Source organism: Microcoleus sp. T2B6 (genome assembly GCF_036700475.1).
Classification (GTDB): Bacteria; Cyanobacteriota; Cyanobacteriia; order Cyanobacteriales; family Microcoleaceae; genus Microcoleus.
On sequence record NZ_JAUBOZ010000074.1, the window covers coordinates 12,486 to 31,697 of the forward strand.

The window sequence follows — 19,212 nt, forward strand, 5'->3', positions numbered from 1 at the left end:
AAAACTAAGGACTAATTGCCACTTCAATGCGGCGGTTGCGCTGCCGATTAGTATCCGAACTATTGTCTACCGAAGGGCGACTTTCCCCATAGCCGATCGCCACCCAATGATACTTCTGACCGAGTACACCCGACAAATACTGCACCACAGCCTGAGCCCGCGCAAACGACACATTGCGATTATCCGCCGCTTCCCCCGCGTCGTCAGTGTGGCCCGCAACCCGCACAGTTGCCCCCTCGTAATTCCTCAACTCCGCCACCAAATTGTCCAAAATCGCATTAGTACCCGCGCGCAAAGAAATGCTGCCAGTATCAAACAAAACATCGCTGGGCAGAGTCACCATCAGCCCATCCCCCCCAACCACCGGATTATTGGCATTCTGTGGGGTAGTATTCACCGTTTCAGGGTTCAGACTCGGGCTGCTGCCGATCGCCGGTAAAGCAGGAACAGGACTTGTCGCCGTTTCCGGCCCCGCCAATTCCCGCGACATCAACTGCAAACGCTTTTCCAAAGTTTCCGTCGGGCGGCTGCTGCCCAACTGACTCTCCAAAGCCGCCGTGCGACCAATCAGCGCGTTCAGTTCGCCCTGCAACTGTCTCAAATCTGACAGCAATTTCTCTCTCTGGGCAGGACTGACTGTTGACTGGGGACTTGGTGTAGCGGTTGGTGGCGGAAGCGCCGGAATTGGCGTTGCTGGGGCGCGTTTCGGGCTGGAGGTCAAATTTTGAGTTCCACGCAGCAATCTCTCTGCCAGCGGCATCTCCGTCGCGCCTGACGGATAAATTTGAGCGATCGCCATCCCCAAAACCCACGCAAAACCGCTGCCCACCCCCAGCAGCAGCAGTCGAAAAATCAGCGACAGTAAAAGCAAACCTTTTCCCCGCGACTTGGAGACGCGAGTGGGGGGGATTGAAGGTTTTTGGTTAAAAGATCGCGTCATATTTCATCCCTCTCGGTGTACAGACCACATTAATTTCGATACTATCTTACCTATCCGATTGGAAATTTGAGATTTGAGATTTGAGATTTCTCCTCCAATCTAAAATCTAAAAAAGAAACCCGGTTTATATAAATCTGGGGTTTAGTGGCGAAGCATCGAGGCAGAAACCGGGTTTCTAGTCCGTTGCCTGCAAGGCTTAATCTGTTGGATAATTCAGTAAAACTTTTGGAAAAAAAACCGATGACTGACCCTTTAAATAGTCCTTATCCCGTTCCTTGGGAATGGATTAGTGCCACTCATGCTAAAGTGAGCTCCACTGTCGGCACAGGCCTGCGCTATTATCGCAGTCCATCCCTAGTATCAACTAACGGCCAATACGCAGCTTACAGTCGAATTGAGTTGCAAGTACAGCCGGAATTCTCCCGGTGTCGGGTTAGCAGCGTCATGTTTGTGGAAAATCTCAAAACTGGGGAACTGCAAACAGTGGCGGCTGCTTCGCCACTGGCCGAAAGTGGGATGTATGCTAGCGATGATACAGATATGTCCGGGACGATCGCCATTTTAGTGCCTGTTTCTTGGAATCAAGACGGTTCCCGCATTCTCGCCCGCGAATTTGAAGCACTTTTCAACTCTTCGGATATGTCCGACTACGGTGTCATTTGGGACAAAAATGATAATTACACTTATACAGTTGCTCCCGCTCGCAGTCTTTACACTCATGCTGTATTGTTGGGTTGGAGTCAAGTTTGTCCCGGACAAGTTCTGTTCCGCGCCGGCAATTTGGGCGATCGATCTTGGCCTCTTTGTGCAGTGGATATGACAGGGCAAACCGTAGCAGTCACCGAGGACAAACCCCTAGTTTTCGGCAGTCAAGCCAGCACAGACTGGATCGAACCTAAAACTCGTTTTTAGATATTATGGCGGCATTTTCTTGGATATGGCCCACAATTTTTCTAGTGTCAGGTCAGTCTTTCAACCAATTCATTTTGACGCTGGCGCTGATAGTTATGGCTGTTATTTCCGGTCTAACAGCTTTTATTTTTATTCGGATTTTCATTAATTGGTTGCAAGCGAAATTGGAGGAAAACCGCCCTTTTTTTATACGCTCGTTTACCAGAAAGACGGGCAATTCAACCGCTAATATTTCACAACCTGAAAAGGTTTTTTTAGAACCCCGCTTCGTAGAAAGTGACGGCACTTTAGCGGCTACTATTTTTGGAGGAACCAGCGATATTTCAATAGGGATTGAGCCGGAGATAAACTGCGAAAATTCAGCAGCAGTTGCCTATCTCTACAAGCCTATCGCTCTTTGGCACGGGCGCTTGATTTTGCCCTCACATGAACAGCGCCAGCCCTACGGTACCGTGTTTTTTGAAGTAATAAATGCACCCAAAAAATATAAAAACTTTATTGGCAAAACAGCATTTTTAAAATGGAGTACAAATCGCGAAGTACAGTTTTTTGTCCACGCAGTCAGTCAAGATATAAACTTCACACAACAAACTAAAAAAAGTCAAAAATCTGGCAACATCCATCCAGATAGATTGAACGGTTGGCGAAATGTCGGCCCTTTAGAAACTCTAGCAGGCACCCGACTCGAAGACAGCGTGACTGTGATGCTGCGAAGACCGGTGATTGCGATTCATTATAGCAGCAGCGATCGCCAGGAACTCACGATCGATCGCGAACCAGTACAAATTATCGGACGTTTCTGCGCCTTAGTCACACTTTTACAGCGAAAAGAACCCGACAGCGACAAATTCATTGTCCGGCATTTCAACAAAACATCTCAACAATTTGACGGCGCCGCCGAAATCATTCGGATTCCCCAAGTACAGCCAGACAAACATGGCGTAGCGAGGTCTACCAATCACCTGATCGAAAAATCGCCATTAAATCCAGACGGCTGGTACATTTACGGCGAAAGAGACGAAGACAGTATATTTGTAGTGGAGGCAATCGAACCCCGCAAAATTGCTCAATTAATCCCAGATGAAACACATTTCGGACTAAAAAAATCTCTCGATTATTTAAGCAGCCAAAATTGGGCAAATACACCAGCCCAAAAAGGGCAAGCAAAAAGAGTATTGTTAACCCCGAATGAGGCTACAGAAAACGCTTCAATCTCTCCTTGGCAAGAAGGAGATATCGGGATAGTGATTCACAGTTTCGGGGGTATCGGCGGCAAAAAAGGCGAACGGCCACCGCTGGGAATTGTCACCGGACATTTTGCTTTCGGAGTAGCAAAAGTAGTGCGCGATCGCTTTACCAGCGAACTGCGTTTTGACATAGAATACAAACAAGTTTACGCCCACAATCCCGACGGAATTGTTGCCGGTTCCAGCAAATGGCAAAGCTACATGGGAGACTTGCAGCGCGGCTGGTTGGGCGATCGCCCGGTTTGCGATATCATCTGTAAATTAGACTGCGTGTGTTGCGACTACGATTTTGACGGCATAACCTTGTCGCCTTTAACCGAATTAAACCAGCAACTAGATATCATGATGGCCCGCTACCGCAGCGGAGACGGCACCGGCGCAAGTTTAGTCACGCCAGCAACTTCTTGCGTCCAAGATTCAAGTCAGGCAATTTACGCGACAATTAAAAAAATAACTTCCGAAATAGAGTCAAATCCTCAGATTCAAGACTGGTTGAAAACACATCCCACCGACGCACAAACCCAAAGGTTTCACCAATTAGTAGCTTTAGGAGAGAGTTTAGAAAAAGTATTAATGCCCCTCGGCATTGTCCGTCCAGATTGGCGGAAAAATTCGAGATTAGCGGGGATTGATTCTGAACTAAAAAAAACCTTTTTTGCTGGTATAGCAACCCTGATAAAAGCTGCTATTAGTTACCGAACAATGCTGCCGAGGCGAACCCAAGATGAAATCGCCAAAGTTTTATTAAAACAAGGAGCTTTTTTGTGGATAATTCGCACAAATCAAGTTGGAGGATTTGACCCAGATATTGAGCCGATCGCACCGACAGGGTTTTGAATAGACCTCTTGCAAAAATAACTAGGACGGGCTCTTCGGCCCGTCCCACAAGAGTTATTTTTTCTTGTGGGATGGGCCGAAGAGTCCGTCCAATAAATTTATGAAAAGGACTTTTGCAAGAGGTCTAATCAGCAACCGGTTTGTAGATGATTCGGCGATTTAAATCGCTACTAGAAAAACCAAGTCTGCCTCCCCAGACTAAGAGATTGATATCATGTCCGGTCAATTAGCCTGATTCCTGTAGGGGCGGGTTCACCAACAATATTTGCTAAAAACCGACAATCTCAAAAACCCGCCCCGGCAATTGTATTATGCGCGATCGATCGGACATGGTATGAGGCAGCATTTAAGCGGGATTTGGTATCAGTCAACAGTCAACAGTCAACCGTTAACAGTCAACACTTAACCGTTAACAGTCAACAATCAACCATTACCAAGGAGTGACTTGAACTTTACCACCCGGTGCCAAAACTACGCGGAAATCAGCCAGCGGTTCCGCAGGTGGCCTGGTGCCAACAGGTTTGTAAAGCAACTCCGACAAAGGCGTTTCGGATCGATCGACTGCTGCCGAATTTTCCGGCTTGTAACCGACAATCGCCCCGTCTTGGGCCGCACTCACCCGATAAACCAACTCCGCATCAACCGGAGGCTTATCCTTCACAACTCCGTCAATTTGCTGGGAAAGTTTGCCCCTCAACAGCTCAATTTGCCCTGGATCGGTAATTGGCACCGCGCCCACCTCTGGGCTTGCCAAACCTTCAGCAACAGGAGTGGGCGTGCTTTCCGGCGAAGTGCTCGACTGCGGTGTGGCCAACGGTGAAGCGTCCGGCTGCGGCGCGGGGCTCGGAGTCGGCGAAAGCGATTCAGCGTTTGGAGTTTGAGTCCCAGGCAGCAAACCGTCAGCAGGAGGCGTGGGATTGGGATTAGGCGAACCCGATCCACCCGGATTCGCCGTCCCCTGATTCTGGCCGGCTGGATTCGGCTGCCGCACCGGATCTCTCGGACGTTGGACTTCCGGCACCGGCACCAAGAAAAACGCCATCGCAGCCAAAGCCAAACTCGACACGCCCACGACAGCGGGCAAAGTCCGCTTCGCCAAAGGTTCGGCCGACTTGACGTAACGCTTGGAAATTGGGGTTAATTGCAGCGACAATTCCGGCAGCGTCTGCGTGTCGGCAAAAAACTGATCGATCGCCTCTACCAAGTCAAATAGCTGTACCGTCGTCAAATCAACTTTTGCCGACAGTTCTGTTTTTTGATCGATTTGGGGTGGGCTGCCTGTGGAGGCGGGTAGAACGGTCAACCGGTGCAAATTCCCGTCAATTCTGTGCAACTGTACCATACCCAAATTCGGGCCGTAGCGATCGGGATAATGCACTCCGCTCATAAATTCTTGAGCGTAGCTGCTGACGGCCCTCACCAAGCTTTCAAAAAAGTCTCGTCCCCCGCTTAAAGGCTCGCGGAGACCGTTCACATAGCATTCAGCGCTCATTAGTATGGAAAGCACCGGCCGTATATCTAACTGGCTGGCTGCCGATCCATCGCTCAACCCTTCTAGAACCAGGGTGCAATTTGGCAGACTGTACTGACGCCTAATAGTCATTTTTTATTCAACTTCTCCATCAAACAGGCTAACCCAGAAGCGCTGCATTCCGGCTGTGCCTGTACAAAATAGCAGCTTGCTCAACAAGTTCAAAGCTAGTTCGTTGAGCTTGTCGTCGGAATCGTAAGCTGCAACTAGCGATCGCTTGGGGTTCATGCGCGATCGAAAGTGAGCTCGAAAGCGTTCTAAATACTCCGCCAGCGGCTGGTTCTGGTTGAGGGGGATATTTTTCGATCGCAACTGCTGGGAGTCTAGCAGCAACTGCCGAATTGTGGCGGTTAACTTACGCGCCATATTACAGGCGATCGCCACCAGCGCTTTTGCCTCCACAATGGTAAGGGAGCGGCGCTGGGTATAGCGTCTCAGCGGGTTAGTATTACGCATCAGCCAAAGGGCAACCCGATTTTTGATAATTGATCCCAATTCCAGGTCCTTTGACACAGCCAGCATTTCTTCCGCACCTCCGAGATACAAGGCTTCGATCGCCAGCAACATCAAGTCAATTTGCAATCTGGCTCGGCGGGGACATCCCCCATCGGAGGGCGACAAGTCTGGCAAACTGTCTAAAATTAACGGGTTTGACTGGGTAAGCGAAGTTTCTGACGGCATTAAGATCACGGCAACATCCATTCCAAACAAACTATACGGGCAGGGGGGGTCTTGAGCAAGACAAATTCTCAACCAAGAACTTCTCTGGGATACTTTATTTCGATCGTTGACTTTTATGTATATATATTCAATCTAGCAGCAACCGACCGTCGCGGGCGAGCTCCGGCGAGAGTTCGATCGCCCACTCTCCTACCCCCGCCGCCGCTTTGTGATTCCTTGCTTCGCGTGGGGTGAAGGGAAGAGTCAATCGATTTTAGATTTTAGATTTTAGATTTTAGATTGAAGCATTGACCCCACGGATGAATCCGGGGGGCAAGTTTCATCGGATACAGGTTTTTTATTTCTGGACGGATGAATCCGGCGGCTTGTATCCTGGATGCTTTCGGTCAGAAAGCGACAAAGAATTACCCATTTCCCCTTTCTTATTCTCTATTGGGATCAATCAATGTTCCTGCTTCTGGCGTTGCACCGCCGCTTCTCTTTGAGCCGTAAAATCAGTAGCCGCCGCCTTATCAGTTAGACTAATTTTTCCCTTGAGGGTTTCTTGCTCCACAATTCCGCGCATTTTAACAGAACTGTTTTGACCGGTTGCTGTGGAGTCGCTGCAACCCGCTAAATTAGGAACCGCACCCGACAAGTTCAATCCTTGAGTTTCCCACTTACCAAATAGAGAAGGTTTCTCCTCGCCTGTTTTTTCCCTGCCCTCCCTGCTGCCCGATCGCAAATTACCGCTCAAATAAACCCCCGATTGCTCGATTGTCAATTCCAAAACATCAGAATTCAGACATTCGGGCAAATTTTTAGGATCGAAGCGATAAGTTCCCGCAATTGCCGGGGCCGCCTTTAAATTTGTTTCGCCGTAAGCAGTTACTACTTTAAACAGCAGTGCAACTGAGCCGATCGCAATCCCGTAAAATGCCAGTGATTTGAGGCTTAAATGATTCATCATCTTGGTAATTAATAATTGGGCATTGGGCATTGGGCATTGGGCATTGGGCATTGGGCATTGGGCATTGGGGATTGGGCATTGGGGATTGGGCATTGGGCATTGGGCATTGGGCATTGGGCATTGGGCATTGGGCATTGGGCATTGGGCATTGGGCATTGATACTAACTCACAAATAACCAATAACCAATAACCAATAACTAATAACAACAGTCAACAGTCAACAGTCAACAGTCAACAGTCAACTGCCAACAGTCAACAGTCAACAGTCAACAGTCAACAGTCAACAGTCAACAGTCAACAGTCAACAGTCAACTGACTACCTTTGAGGAAGTACCGATGCCAAGTGCGATCGCACTTTAACGTAGCACCGCGCAATCAGTAGCGAAGAATGACACTGCACAGCCAATTCATCAGTATACTGTCCCAAAGTTTGGCGCTCAATTCCCCACTCCCGACTCGTACCCGCAATAGTTAAATCAGCATTAGCAGAAGCCGCCACCACTGCTTGAATTGGCTCAGCAGCCTCCACAATCGGAGTTTCAATTCGCGATCGCACCTCAACCGGTAACTGATCCATCACTCGCTGAAACTCGTAACTCAGATTGTTTTCAGCTTCCCCGTCAACCGCCACCCGCAGCACCGTCAAACGGCGTTCCTCGCTATTAACTAACAGTCTCAGCGCCAATTCTAAACCAAAATCATCGTGAATGTTTGCCGCGTAAGGTACTAACAAGTTATTCAATCTTTCCCGGCCTCTGTCAACAAAAATTGCTACATCCACCTTAGCGCTGCTGAGAATTTGGCCGACACGTCCTCCCAAACGGTTGCTGCTAAAAGTAGGTCTGTGCCATCCTAATAAAATCAAATCCGCGCGATCGATCTCCGCGATTTGGGCCGTCTCTCTGGCTACATCATTAGTAACCCGAATGATGGGATGTACGAATTTTCTCGCATCGGGCACTTGCAAACTATCAATCAATTCTGATAATTTCGAGCGGCGCTCTTGAATAATGCGATCGGCTTCCGCAGGCGTACTTTCAAAGGCATAGTCATCATTTAATTCTATCAAACTCAGAGGATGAACCGCCGCCGACTGTAAATCCTCACCACCCATGCCAGCAGCCGGCTGCGCCAGCGCTACCGCTAGTCGCAGTAAACCTTTCTGCGTGCTGGGATTGGCAACCGGTACTAAAATTCGATAAGTTGGCAGCAATTTATTAGCAGTTTCTTCGCTGCTGTCAGCCATTTGTAAATCCTCTAATTCTGAATCCTCAGAGTTAACTTCTGAAATATCTAACCGAATTAACCGTTTTGGATAAGTCCACTCCAACAGAGGCGAAGTCATAAAAGTTGTCACTAAAGCCATGATGACTAACATCGTAAATAGCAGCGGCGAAACTACCCCCAAGGAAAGACCGATATTCAGCACAATTAGTTCAGTCAAACCGCGAGTATTCATCAGCCATCCCAGCGCTGAAGCTTCGCGGTTGCTGATGCCACAGACTCTGGCCGCAACGTAAGTGCCGACGTACTTGCCGATAATTGCCACTCCCAAAACTGCGGCGCACAGCAGCCACAATTCGGGACTGTTGAGCAAGCCGATTTGAGTCCGCAAGCCACTGTAAGCAAAAAATATTGGCAGCAGAAATATTAGTACAAAGTCTTCGGTTTTTTCTGCTAATTCTCTGGTTAATCCCGCATTTTTGGGCATGGCTGCACCCAGCAAAAATGCACCGAAAATTAAATGAATGCCGATCAATTCAGTAATTAAGGCAGAAGCTACAACTCCCATGTAAATTCCTGACAGCACTAACTGTGTTAATCTGCCAGTGCGGTTGTACTGTTTGGAAAGTCGCTGCAAGAACCAGCGGACTACAGTCAGCATGAAACCGATGTAAATTAAAGACTCAATAATTGTCGGCAAAGCACCGAGCATCGAATTAGTACGAGTAACTGCGATCGCCACCGCTAACAAACACCACGCCGTCACGTCGTCTACCGCAGCGCAAGTCAGGGCCAGCGTCCCCAATTTTGTATTCTGCAAGTTGTGTTCTGTAATAATTCTTGCCAGCACCGGAAAGGCAGTAATTGACATCGCAGCGCCCAAAAACAAAGCAAAGGCGGTAAACGAAACGCTATTATTTGAAACGATGGGATACAGCAGCAGTGCGAGCAAGCTTCCCAGGGAAAACGGCACTAGAATGCTGACGTGGGAAGTTAAAATCGCTATATCTAAATTGCTTTTGAGGTACTTGGGATTCAGTTCCAAACCAATCAAGAACATGAAAAATATCAGCCCCACCTCAGACAACACGTTGAGGAAGGGAACGGCTTCGGCTGGAAAAAGTGTTGTTGCTAAATCAGGTGCAACTAAGCCAAATAGAGAAGGCCCAAGCATAATTCCTGCTACAATTTCTCCAATGACTTGAGGTTGTTTGATCGCTCGAAATCCTAAACCTACAAGTCTCGAAAGTGCGATAACAATTAGAACTTCAAGTAGGACGAGAATGGGTATGGGCATGGCGTTTTTAGCTTTGGGATTTTTGCGGATGGAGAGGGCAGGGTACTAAAGCTGACTGAATTGCCGATCGAAAAAAATGGATACCAGCTCGATCGAAGGTAGAAGGCACCAGAGGCGCACCAACAAGGCCATTCTCTCACAAGCGAACAAAGGCTTTGGCAACATCCCACCAGGATTTTTCGTTTTTTACAAGCGCTTGCAAGTAACTTTAACCGCAGCCGGCGCACCCCGGACTCTATCTCACCTCCGGTTGCCCACCGCCCATTTAAACTCACATCTTGCACCATTCTCAATTACTTGTTTAGGAACAGGCTTTTCGGCCTGTTCCACAAGAAAACTCATTCTTTGTGGAACGGGGCGAAGAGCCCGTTCTTGATAATGGTGCAACATCTGAGTTTAAACCTAGTGATATAAAATTGTCAGAAAAAGTAGCGCGCGCTGTGATAAACTAGAAAAGTTGTTTAAATTCGCACATCCGGGTTTTCGGGTGTTTCTAGGGCGCAAACCTTCAGAAATACGACCGGGTGGAGGATTAACCCGAATTAGGAGTTAAAAATACAATGCCAGTAGTCAGTTTGGCTCAAATGTTAGAGTCAGGGGTTCACTTCGGACACCAAACCCGTCGGTGGAACCCGAAAATGTCTCCATACATTTTTACAGAGCGCAACGGGGTTCACATCATCGACCTCGTGCAAACCGCTCAGCTTATGGAAGACGCCTACGAGTACATGAGAGTTGCCTCAGAAAAAGGCAAAAAGTTTTTGTTCGTGGGTACGAAGCGCCAAGCTGCAGGGATTGTAGCCCAAGAAGCTCAACGCTGCGGTGCTTATTACGTCAACCAGCGCTGGCTGGGGGGAATGCTCACAAACTGGACGACGATTAAGTCCCGCGTGGAGCGCCTCAAGGATTTGGAGCGCCGCGAGGAAATCGGCGCCCTCGATTTGTTGCCGAAAAAAGAAGCTTCGGTACTGCGCCGAGAAATGGCAAAACTCCAGAAATATCTGGGCGGGATTAAATCTATGCGGAAGATTCCCGACGGAGTGGTGCTGGTAGACCAACGCCGCGAGTATAATGCGGTGTTGGAATGCCAAAAGTTGGGAATTCCGATCGTCTCTCTGTTGGATACCAACTGCGACCCGGATTTGGTTGACATTGCGATTCCGGCGAATGACGATGCTATTCGATCGATCAAGCTGATTGTCGGCAAGTTGGCTGATGCCATCTACGAAGGTCGTCACGGTCAGCAGGGCGGCGACTCTGAGGAAGACTACGACTACGACGGTGGTTACGAAGGCGCTGAATATGATGGCGAAATCGAAGAATTGGATGACCCCGATTATGTAGATCCCGACGACGCTGCTGAGGCCGACGGCGAAGAAACCGAGAGCTAGTATTGCCCTCGGAATCTGACACCAGGAAATTAAAAATTAAAGATTGAAAATTAAAAATAATTATTATTTTTAGTTGGATATTTTTAATTTTTAATTGTACATGGCAGGAGTCTAAGTCATTAGTAGAGTTCTGGCAAAAGCATTCATTGTGTCAGGGCCAGAATTAATTCTGGCGCTACACCTACAAAGTCGGTACTAATATCGACTGGGTATTTCTTCACTCTGGTCTAATCATTAACATTAAAATTAGTGACTAATGACTGATGACTAATGACTGATGACTAATGACTAATAACTAATTTTGATTGGGAACTTAAAGAAGATGGCGGACATATCTGCAAAACTTGTTAAAGAACTGCGCGAAAAAACTGGCGCGGGCATGATGGACTGCAAAAAAGCCCTCGTTGAAAACGAAGGCAATATGGAAACATCCATTGAGTGGCTGCGGAAAAAAGGTCTGGCTTCGGCAGGTAAAAAAGGTGGACGAGTTGCCTCAGAAGGTATAGTAGGCAGCTACATTCACACGGGCGGCCGCGTGGGAGTGCTGGTGGAAGTTAACTGCGAAACAGATTTTGTGGCACGTCGCGAAGAGTTCCAAAAGTTGGTGCGGGATATTGCGATGCAAATTGCAGCTTGCCCGAATGTGGAATACGTGAAAGTTGAAGATATCCCCGCCGAAGTTGTCGAAAGAGAAAAGGCAATTGAAATGGGCAAAGATGACTTGGGCAACAAGCCGGACAACATCAAAGAAAAGATTGTTCTAGGGCGGATTGAGAAGCGCATGAAAGAGTTATCTTTGATGGATCAGCCTTTTATTAAAGATCAGAATATCTCGGTGGAAGAGTTGGTGAAACAAACGATCGCCCAAATTGGAGAAAATGTCCAAGTGCGCCGGTTCGTGCGTTTTGTCTTGGGCGAAGGCATTGAAAAGGTAGAAGCTAACTTTGCCGATGAAGTGGCAGCCCAAATGGGTGCTCAATAATCCCAAATTAAGATTTAGAATTAAAAATTAAAAATGTGAAAACTTCATTTTTTGCATTTTTAATTTTTAATTTTTAATTTTTATAGGACTTATCGACAGACTATATTTGTAGGGTGGACACTGCAAACCTTGCTACTACAGACAGCGTAAAAATGGAAAACTTGCGTAATATCAAATCCCTTAGCATCGGAATAGTAAATTAGAGTTCACTGTTCACGGCGTCAACAGTCAACCGTCAACAGTCAACATCATTCCGGTGTTACCGGAAATGATATAAGTCCTATTTTAATTTTATACGAGAGATATGGTGCGACCAAGAGAGAGAATAGAGCAAGATTTGGCAGGACTCGAAGAGGCTTTAGCAGCCTTGAATATGGAGTTTCGCAGTACCTACGATGGTTATTTAACTGCGTTGGGACAAGCGGTGCGGCAGCAGTTAATTTTGGCTTGCTATCACCTTTGCACTCAAGCAGTACCGGAGTCGTTTCTCAAGTTGTCCTTCGAGGGGCGGCAAAAAATGCAGCAGTCTGTAAGGGCTTTGGCTGTGGCGTCGGAGGAAAAATTGCTATCGCTGGTGACTGAATCACAAGCAGAGGAAGAAATAGAGGAAGAGGAAGAGGAAGAGGGAGAGGAAGAGGAAGACGAAGACGACTTCGATGAAGAGGAAGAAGAGGAAGACGAAGCAGACGACAAGGAAGAAGACGAAAAGGAAAAAAACCAAGTTTCCGCGATTAACTATCTATTTTCATTGGCAAATTATCAATTGCCAAGTGCCAATTCCCCAGAAAGTTTGGCACGCTGGCAAAATAGTATTGAAAAGTCGATCGTCCATATACTCAAGCTGCTTTCTCGCGACACCAACCGCTTGCTGCAACAGTCGGGAATCTTGCCGAGTCAATTGCCAGAACCGGTTCTAGAAGCTGCTTCTCAAGCTGAATCCTCCGGCGATAGTGTTGCCGGGCCGCCTAACTTATTAAACTTAATCATTGAAACCGATGCCTCATCAGCATCGCGCAAATTGGCGGCAGCAACCTTTGGTAGTAGGGCGCTGCACATTACAGCGATTAAACTGCGGCTGTCGGAAATAGAGTTTGCCGATGCGGCAACCTCGGCTTGGCGCCAGCAAATTCGTAACCTCTCTGTAAAGTTGAACTCGCTGGGCCGCGATTACCAGAAAAAGCAGCGGGAACTCGCTGTGGTGGAGGCTGAGTCGGCTTGGCGATCGAGTTGGTTTGAAGATTAGTCAGTTGACAGTTGACAGTTGTCAGTTGTCAGTTGGCAGTTGTCAGTTGTCAGTTGACAGTTGTCAGTTGTCGGGAATTCTTGAGCTATGATTAATAACTAATGACCAATGACTAATGACTAATGACCAATGACCAATGACTAATGACTAATGACTAATAACTAATGACTAATGACTGATGACTAATAATCAACCCGAATGGCAGCGATTGCAAAAAGCTCTTTCAGTAGAAGCCGATCGCGGATTTAACGACATCCAAGGCAGTCAATACCGCTTCAGCGAGTTTCTGGGGCTGAGTTTGAGACAGTTGGCAGGTTCTGTGGCGGCTTCTTCGCGCGATCGAGCCAGACAACTAGCCGCTGAATTTGACATCTACCCTCAGAAAGATATCGAACAGCGCCAACATTCGATCGCCATGACGGTCAGTTTTTTGAGGCAAATGGAGCAAGTTTGGGAACAAGAAACTCGCCACCAGCAAGAACAAGTAGCACAAATCAGACCCGCAAACGCTAACGCTTCTGAACCAACCGCCCCAGCACTTTCCGTTCCCCGAACAGTACCCCTGAGTACAGCAGCCGCACCACCAAGCCTGACTCTTGACCAACAGTTAACCCGCGTCACCGGCATCGGCCCCGCCAACGGCAACCGCTTGGTCAAACTTGGTTTATACACTGTATATGACTTGCTTTACTACTATCCCCGCAACCACATCGACTATGCAAAGCAAGTACAAATTCGCGAGCTAGTAGCTGGGGAAACTGTCACTTTAATCGCAGAAGTAAAGCGCTGCAATTGCTTTTCTAGTCCCAAGAATAAGAAGTTAACCATATTAGAAGTAATTTTAAAAGACCGCACCGGAGAGATAAAAATTAGTCGTTTTTTTGCAGGCCCTCGCTACAGCAATCGCGGTTGGCAAGAATTCAAAAAGCGCGAGTATTGTACTGGTGCGGTGCTGGCAGCTTCCGGGTTAGTGAAGCAGGGCAAATATGGAATTACTTTAGAAAATCCTGAGTTAGAAGTATTAGACGACTCCGGCGGTGCGATCGAATCAATGAAAGTCGGCCGCCTGATACCAGTTTATCCGCTGACGGAGGGCGTGGATGCTGGTTCGGTGAGGCGATCGATTTTGGCTGCAATGCCGGCGGCGAAAATGTTGCCAGAATCGCTACCGGAGGATTTGCGCGAGCGTTACGGTTTAATGGGTTTAGCCGATGCCGTGACTAATATTCACTTTCCGCTCGATCGAGATTGTTTGGCCGCCGCCCGCCGTCGCTTAGTTTTTGACGAATTTTTCTACCTGCAATTAGGACTTTTAAAGCGCCGCCAAACCCAAAGGAAAGCTCAAGCTAGTGCAGTCATCCTTCCTACTGGCAAATTGATCGAACATTTTTATGAAATCTTGCCTTTTGCGTTGACTAATGCTCAGGAAAGAGTAATCAACGACATCCTCAACGATTTAGCTTCATCGCAACCGATGAACAGATTAGTGCAAGGCGATGTCGGTGCTGGCAAAACCGTAGTGGCCGTCGTGGCAATGCTAGCAGCAATTCAATCCGGCTATCAAGCCGCTTTAATGGCGCCGACAGAAGTTTTAGCAGAACAGCATTACCGCAAATTGGTAGGTTGGTTTAACTTGATGCACTTGTCTGTTGAACTGTTAACTGGTTCGACAAAAGTAGCCAAGCGCCGCGAAATTCACAGCCAGTTAGAAACCGGAGAATTACCTGTTTTAGTGGGAACTCACGCGCTGATTCAAGATACGGTGAATTTCCATAAGTTGGGTTTGGCGGTAATTGATGAACAGCACAGATTCGGCGTGCAACAGCGCGCTAAATTGCAGCAAAAAGGCGAAGCTCCCCACGTTTTGACGATGACGGCAACTCCCATTCCCCGGACGCTGGCGCTGACGCTGCACGGGGATTTAGATGTGAGTCAAATTGATGAACTCCCCCCCGGTAGGCAGGCGATTCAAACCACTGTACTGTCGGCAAAAGAACGCATTCAAGCTTACGATTTGATTCGGCGGGAAGTGGCAAGCGGGCGTCAAGTTTATGTGGTGCTGCCGCTGGTGGAGGAGTCGGAAAAGTTGGACGTGCGATCGGCAATTGAGGAACAAGAGAAACTGCAAAAAAGCGTATTTCCTGAGTTTAAGGTGGGTTTGCTCCACGGCAGGATGAGCAGTGCTGACAAAGATGAGGCAATTACTAAGTTTCGAGACAAAGAAACTGATATTTTAGTATCTACTACTGTCGTCGAAGTGGGAGTAGACGTGCCGAATGCCACGGTAATGCTGATTGAAAATTCTGAGCGTTTTGGACTGTCGCAACTGCACCAGTTGCGGGGTAGAGTTGGTCGGGGCAGCAACCGTTCTTATTGTTTGTTAATGCCCGGTTCCAAAACGGCGGAAGCTATGCAGAGAATGAAGGTTTTAGAACAATCTCAAGATGGCTTTTTTATTGCAGAAATGGACATGAGATTGCGCGGGCCTGGTCAGGTTTTGGGAACTCGGCAGTCGGGTTTGCCGGATTTTGCTTTGGCGAGTTTGGTGGAGGATCAGGAGGTTTTGGAGTTGGCGAGGGCGGCGGCTCAAATGGTAATTGAGAATGATGAAAGTTTGAATCAGTGGCCGGTGGTGCGGGATGAATTGGAACGGAGATATCAACGGATGATGAGTGGGTCTATTTTGACTTAGATAGTTTTGGAGGCAGCAACGGGGTTTTTATGGGAAAGATTATCGTGAAGGGCGATCGACAAAAGTATAAAAAACCAGTTTATGATGACAGAACCTCCGCCCTTTTATTGTAGGTTCGATTGACTCACATCAGGCAGTAATTTCAGAAACCGGGTTTCTTGCCAGAAACTAATACCATTTTAGATGCTAGATTGTAGATTAAAGAATTGAGAATGACGGATTTTGTAGGGATTTGGAGCTTGTCTAAAGTTGCATTATTTTTTTTAAGTGGTATTAAAAAGATGAATTGGTCAGGAATTACGCACTCCGACTCTCAGAAACCGGGTTTTTTACCGAGTGTGCGGGGCCCAACTCGTCTTCTTGTTGTCAAAAAACCTGGTTTCTGGGCCCCATGCGTAAGTCCTATTTGTTCAATGAGTGCCTCAACCCAACATATTTTCGGAGAAGATTTTTCCCTTCGTCAGGGGTATTTTTATCAGTTGTCAGGCTTGGGGCACTTATTAAACGAACAATCCTTCGCAGGAATGACGAGGAAGTGTCAAAATTAAGGTAGTGCTGCCAGAAACAGGGAAAAGAAAATCTAGCCTGTACTGGCGGCACGCTGGCAACATGGATTCCTCGCTTGTCGTGCTTGCAGGTGGTGGCGGACGGTTCGTCGCATTTTATCTCAACAGTAATTGTCAGTAACTCACGGCTAAAGCCGTTGAGCTTGTAAGAGATTTCTCTTACAAGCTGTACTGACCAGACCGCTCGAAAGAGCAGCCGTTATTTGGGTCACGACACCGGAGAATGCGAAGCTAGTTTTCCGCTCTGTCGCTTTCAATTAAACAGTTCTAAAGTCACTGGAACAGTGTTGTAAGCCTAACAAGCCCAGATAACCAGGTCGAAGCTAACATTACCCCGCAAGGGAGGCTCATAAAAGAGCAAACATTATGCGTGAGCGGGTTGCTTTATTCGAGATGGTAATTGTCCCATCGAACGTACATCACAGAAGTACACAGAATTTAGCAATCCCCGTGTAATGGAAAGATTCACGGCGGTTGAAACCGCCGAGCCGTTTTCCACGAGCGGGCTAAAGCCACGCTCGTTTCCCACTTCCCGAATTTTTTTATGAAAGATCTCACTCGTTATCGAAATATCGGCATCTTCGCCCACGTAGATGCTGGCAAGACCACCACAACTGAAAGAATCCTGAAACTGACGGGTAAAATCCACAAAATCGGTGAAGTACACGAAGGCGCGGCGACGACTGACTTCATGGAACAGGAGCAAGAGCGCGGTATTACGATTCAATCCGCTGCTACCACCTGCTTCTGGAACGAGCATCAGCTCAACATCATTGATACTCCGGGACACGTCGATTTTACGATCGAGGTTTACCGTTCTTTGAAGGTTCTCGATGGTGGCATTGGTGTGTTCTGCGGTTCGGGTGGAGTTGAACCGCAATCGGAAACCAACTGGCGCTACGCTAACGATTCCAAAGTCGCTCGCGTCATCTACATCAACAAGCTCGATCGCACGGGTGCAGATTTTTACCGCGTTGTCCAGCAAGTCGATAAAATCCTTGGCGCTAAACCGATGGTGATGGTATTGCCGATCGGCATAGAAGAAAAGTTTTGCGGCGTAGTCGATTTGCTGACCCGCAAAGCCTGGATCTGGGATGACTCCGGCGATCCCATGAACTATACAATTAAAGATGTCCCCGCCGATATGGTCGAGGATGTCGAAACTTGGCGCGAAAAGTTGATCGAACTGGCCGTCGAGCAAGACGACACTGTGATGGAACAGTATCTCGAAGGCAACGAGCCGAGCCTCGACGACCTCAAGCGCTGCATTCGCAAAGGTACTCGCGATCGGGCATTTTTCCCCACCTACTGCGGCTCATCGTTTAAAAACAAAGGCGTGCAGTTGGTTCTCGATGCCGTAGTTGACTACCTGCCAAACCCGATGGAAGTCACACCGCAGCCAGAAGTCGATCTCGATGGCGAGGAAACCGGCGAGTTTGCGATCGTCGATCCCAACAAGCCATTGCGGGCACTGGCGTTTAAGATCATGGACGATCGCTACGGTGCTTTAACCTTCACGCGCCTGTACTCCGGTAAGTTGTCCAAGGGCGACACCGTACTCAACACCGCCACAGGCAAAACCGAGCGGATCAGCCGTTTGGTGGAGATGCACGCCAACTCTCGCGAAGAAATTGAATCCGCGCAAGCAGGAGACATTGTGGCGATCGTGGGTATGAAAAACGTCCGCACCGGACACACCATCTGCGACCCCAAAAATCCCGCCACCCTAGAGCCGATGGTATTCCCCGATCCCGTTATTTCGATTTCGGTCAAACCGAAACAAAAAGGCGGCGAAGAAAAAATGGGAGCAGCCCTCACCAAAATGGTGCAAGAAGACCCATCCTTCCACATGGTGACGGATCTAGAAAGCGGCGAAATGATTCTCAAGGGGATGGGCGAGTTACACCTCGACATCAAAGTAGACATTCTCAAGCGCACCCACGGCATCGAAGTAGAAGTCGGCGAACCACAGGTAGCCTACCGCGAGTCGATTACCAAGCGCCTCGAAGACGAATACACCCACAAAAAGCAATCAGGTGGTTCCGGTCAATTTGCCAAAATTGGCTATGTGATCGAGCCTGGTGAGGTGGGAAGCGGCTTCCAGTTTGAGTCAAAAGTGACAGGTGGTAGTGTGCCGAGAGAATATTGGCCAGCAGTCGAAAAAGGCTTTGAAAGCTGCATCGACAAAGGCGTCTTGGCTGGATTCCCCTGCCTAGACTTGAAATTCACGCTTCTAGAAGGCGGTTTCCACCCCGTTGACTCGTCAGCAATGGCCTTTGAAATTGCTGCCAAAGCGGCCTATCGGCAGTCTCTGCCGAAAGCAGGGCCTCAGTTGCTCGAACCGATTATGAATGTCGATGTATTCACTCCAGATGATTACATGGGCGACGTGATCGGCGACCTCAACCGCCGCCGGGGGATGATGAAATCTCAGGAAACAAGCCAGACAGGAGCGCGGATCAAGGCAGATGTACCGTTGAGCGAAATGTTTGGTTACATTAGCGATTTGCGTACTATGACCTCTGGGCGCGGTCAGTTTTCCATGTCCTTCTCGCACTATGCTCCTTGTCCGAATAACATCGCTGAAGAAGTGATAAAGGCGGCAAAAGAGCGTCAAGCTGCGAAGTAGTAGTGCTTTTGACTCCCGGTAGGTGCTATCTGGAGTCAAACAGAACAATTCAATCCCCGACAACTTCTACGAAGTCGGGGATTTAATCTAG

The 19,212-nt window shown here is 48.1% G+C and carries 13 protein-coding genes; 7 read left to right on the forward strand and 6 right to left on the reverse strand.

The window, feature by feature from the left end:
* Window positions 1–4 precede the first annotated feature (4 nt).
* The gene (locus QUA00_RS25755) at window positions 5–940 is read right to left on the reverse strand and encodes an OmpA family protein (RefSeq protein ID WP_333411635.1); all 936 of its coding nucleotides are present in this window, start codon (window positions 938–940) and stop codon (window positions 5–7) included.
* A gap of 240 nt (window positions 941–1,180) precedes the next feature.
* Here QUA00_RS25755 and QUA00_RS25760 point away from each other — a divergent pair, with 240 nt between their 5' ends.
* Together QUA00_RS25760 and QUA00_RS25765 are read left to right on the forward strand one after the other, a co-directional pair.
* The gene (locus tag QUA00_RS25760; protein WP_333411636.1) at window positions 1,181–1,852 is read left to right on the forward strand and encodes a hypothetical protein; all 672 of its coding nucleotides are present in this window, start codon (window positions 1,181–1,183) and stop codon (window positions 1,850–1,852) included.
* A 95-nt stretch (window positions 1,853–1,947) separates the two neighbouring features.
* Window positions 1,948–3,936, forward strand: coding sequence for an abortive infection protein (locus QUA00_RS25765; protein WP_333411637.1), 1,989 nt, complete (start codon window positions 1,948–1,950; stop codon window positions 3,934–3,936).
* Between the two features lie 430 nt (window positions 3,937–4,366).
* Here QUA00_RS25765 and QUA00_RS25770 read toward each other — a convergent pair whose 3' ends face one another.
* The 5 genes from QUA00_RS25770 to QUA00_RS25790 form a co-directional block, all read right to left on the reverse strand.
* Window positions 4,367–5,539 (reverse strand): DUF4335 domain-containing protein, encoded by a 1,173-nt coding sequence (locus QUA00_RS25770; protein ID WP_333142965.1) that lies wholly within the window; start codon window positions 5,537–5,539, stop codon window positions 4,367–4,369.
* A 3-nt stretch (window positions 5,540–5,542) separates the two neighbouring features.
* Window positions 5,543–6,169, reverse strand: a complete 627-nt coding sequence (locus QUA00_RS25775; protein ID WP_333142966.1) for a DUF3038 domain-containing protein — start codon at window positions 6,167–6,169, stop codon at window positions 5,543–5,545.
* Between the two features lie 421 nt (window positions 6,170–6,590).
* Entirely contained in the window at window positions 6,591–7,127 is a 537-nt protein-coding gene (locus tag QUA00_RS25780) for a hypothetical protein (RefSeq protein WP_333411638.1), read from the reverse strand.
* Window positions 7,128–7,413: 286 nt separating this feature from the next.
* A complete protein-coding gene (locus QUA00_RS25785; protein WP_333411639.1) occupies window positions 7,414–9,618 on the reverse strand; it encodes a cation:proton antiporter domain-containing protein in 2,205 nt (734 codons plus the stop codon).
* A gap of 240 nt (window positions 9,619–9,858) precedes the next feature.
* Window positions 9,859–10,008: a hypothetical protein gene (locus tag QUA00_RS25790; RefSeq protein WP_333411640.1), complete on the reverse strand. Its 150-nt coding sequence runs from the start codon at window positions 10,006–10,008 to the stop codon at window positions 9,859–9,861.
* Between the two features lie 170 nt (window positions 10,009–10,178).
* Here QUA00_RS25790 and rpsB point away from each other — a divergent pair, with 170 nt between their 5' ends.
* From rpsB to fusA, 5 genes are all read left to right on the forward strand, one after another.
* Window positions 10,179–11,009, forward strand: a complete 831-nt coding sequence (gene rpsB, locus QUA00_RS25795) for a 30S ribosomal protein S2 (protein ID WP_333284424.1) — start codon at window positions 10,179–10,181, stop codon at window positions 11,007–11,009.
* 322 nt (window positions 11,010–11,331) lie between these two features.
* Window positions 11,332–11,991 (forward strand): translation elongation factor Ts, encoded by a 660-nt coding sequence (gene tsf, locus QUA00_RS25800; protein WP_333107397.1) that lies wholly within the window; start codon window positions 11,332–11,334, stop codon window positions 11,989–11,991.
* A gap of 304 nt (window positions 11,992–12,295) precedes the next feature.
* On the forward strand, window positions 12,296–13,234 hold the full coding sequence (locus QUA00_RS25805) for a hypothetical protein (protein ID WP_333411641.1): 939 nt from the start codon (window positions 12,296–12,298) through the stop codon (window positions 13,232–13,234).
* Between the two features lie 178 nt (window positions 13,235–13,412).
* Complete coding sequence (gene recG, locus QUA00_RS25810) at window positions 13,413–15,926, forward strand: ATP-dependent DNA helicase RecG (protein ID WP_333411642.1); 2,514 nt, start codon at window positions 13,413–13,415, stop codon at window positions 15,924–15,926.
* A 1,110-nt stretch (window positions 15,927–17,036) separates the two neighbouring features.
* A complete protein-coding gene (gene fusA / locus QUA00_RS25815; protein ID WP_333411643.1) occupies window positions 17,037–19,121 on the forward strand; it encodes an elongation factor G in 2,085 nt (694 codons plus the stop codon).
* Window positions 19,122–19,212 lie beyond the last annotated feature (91 nt).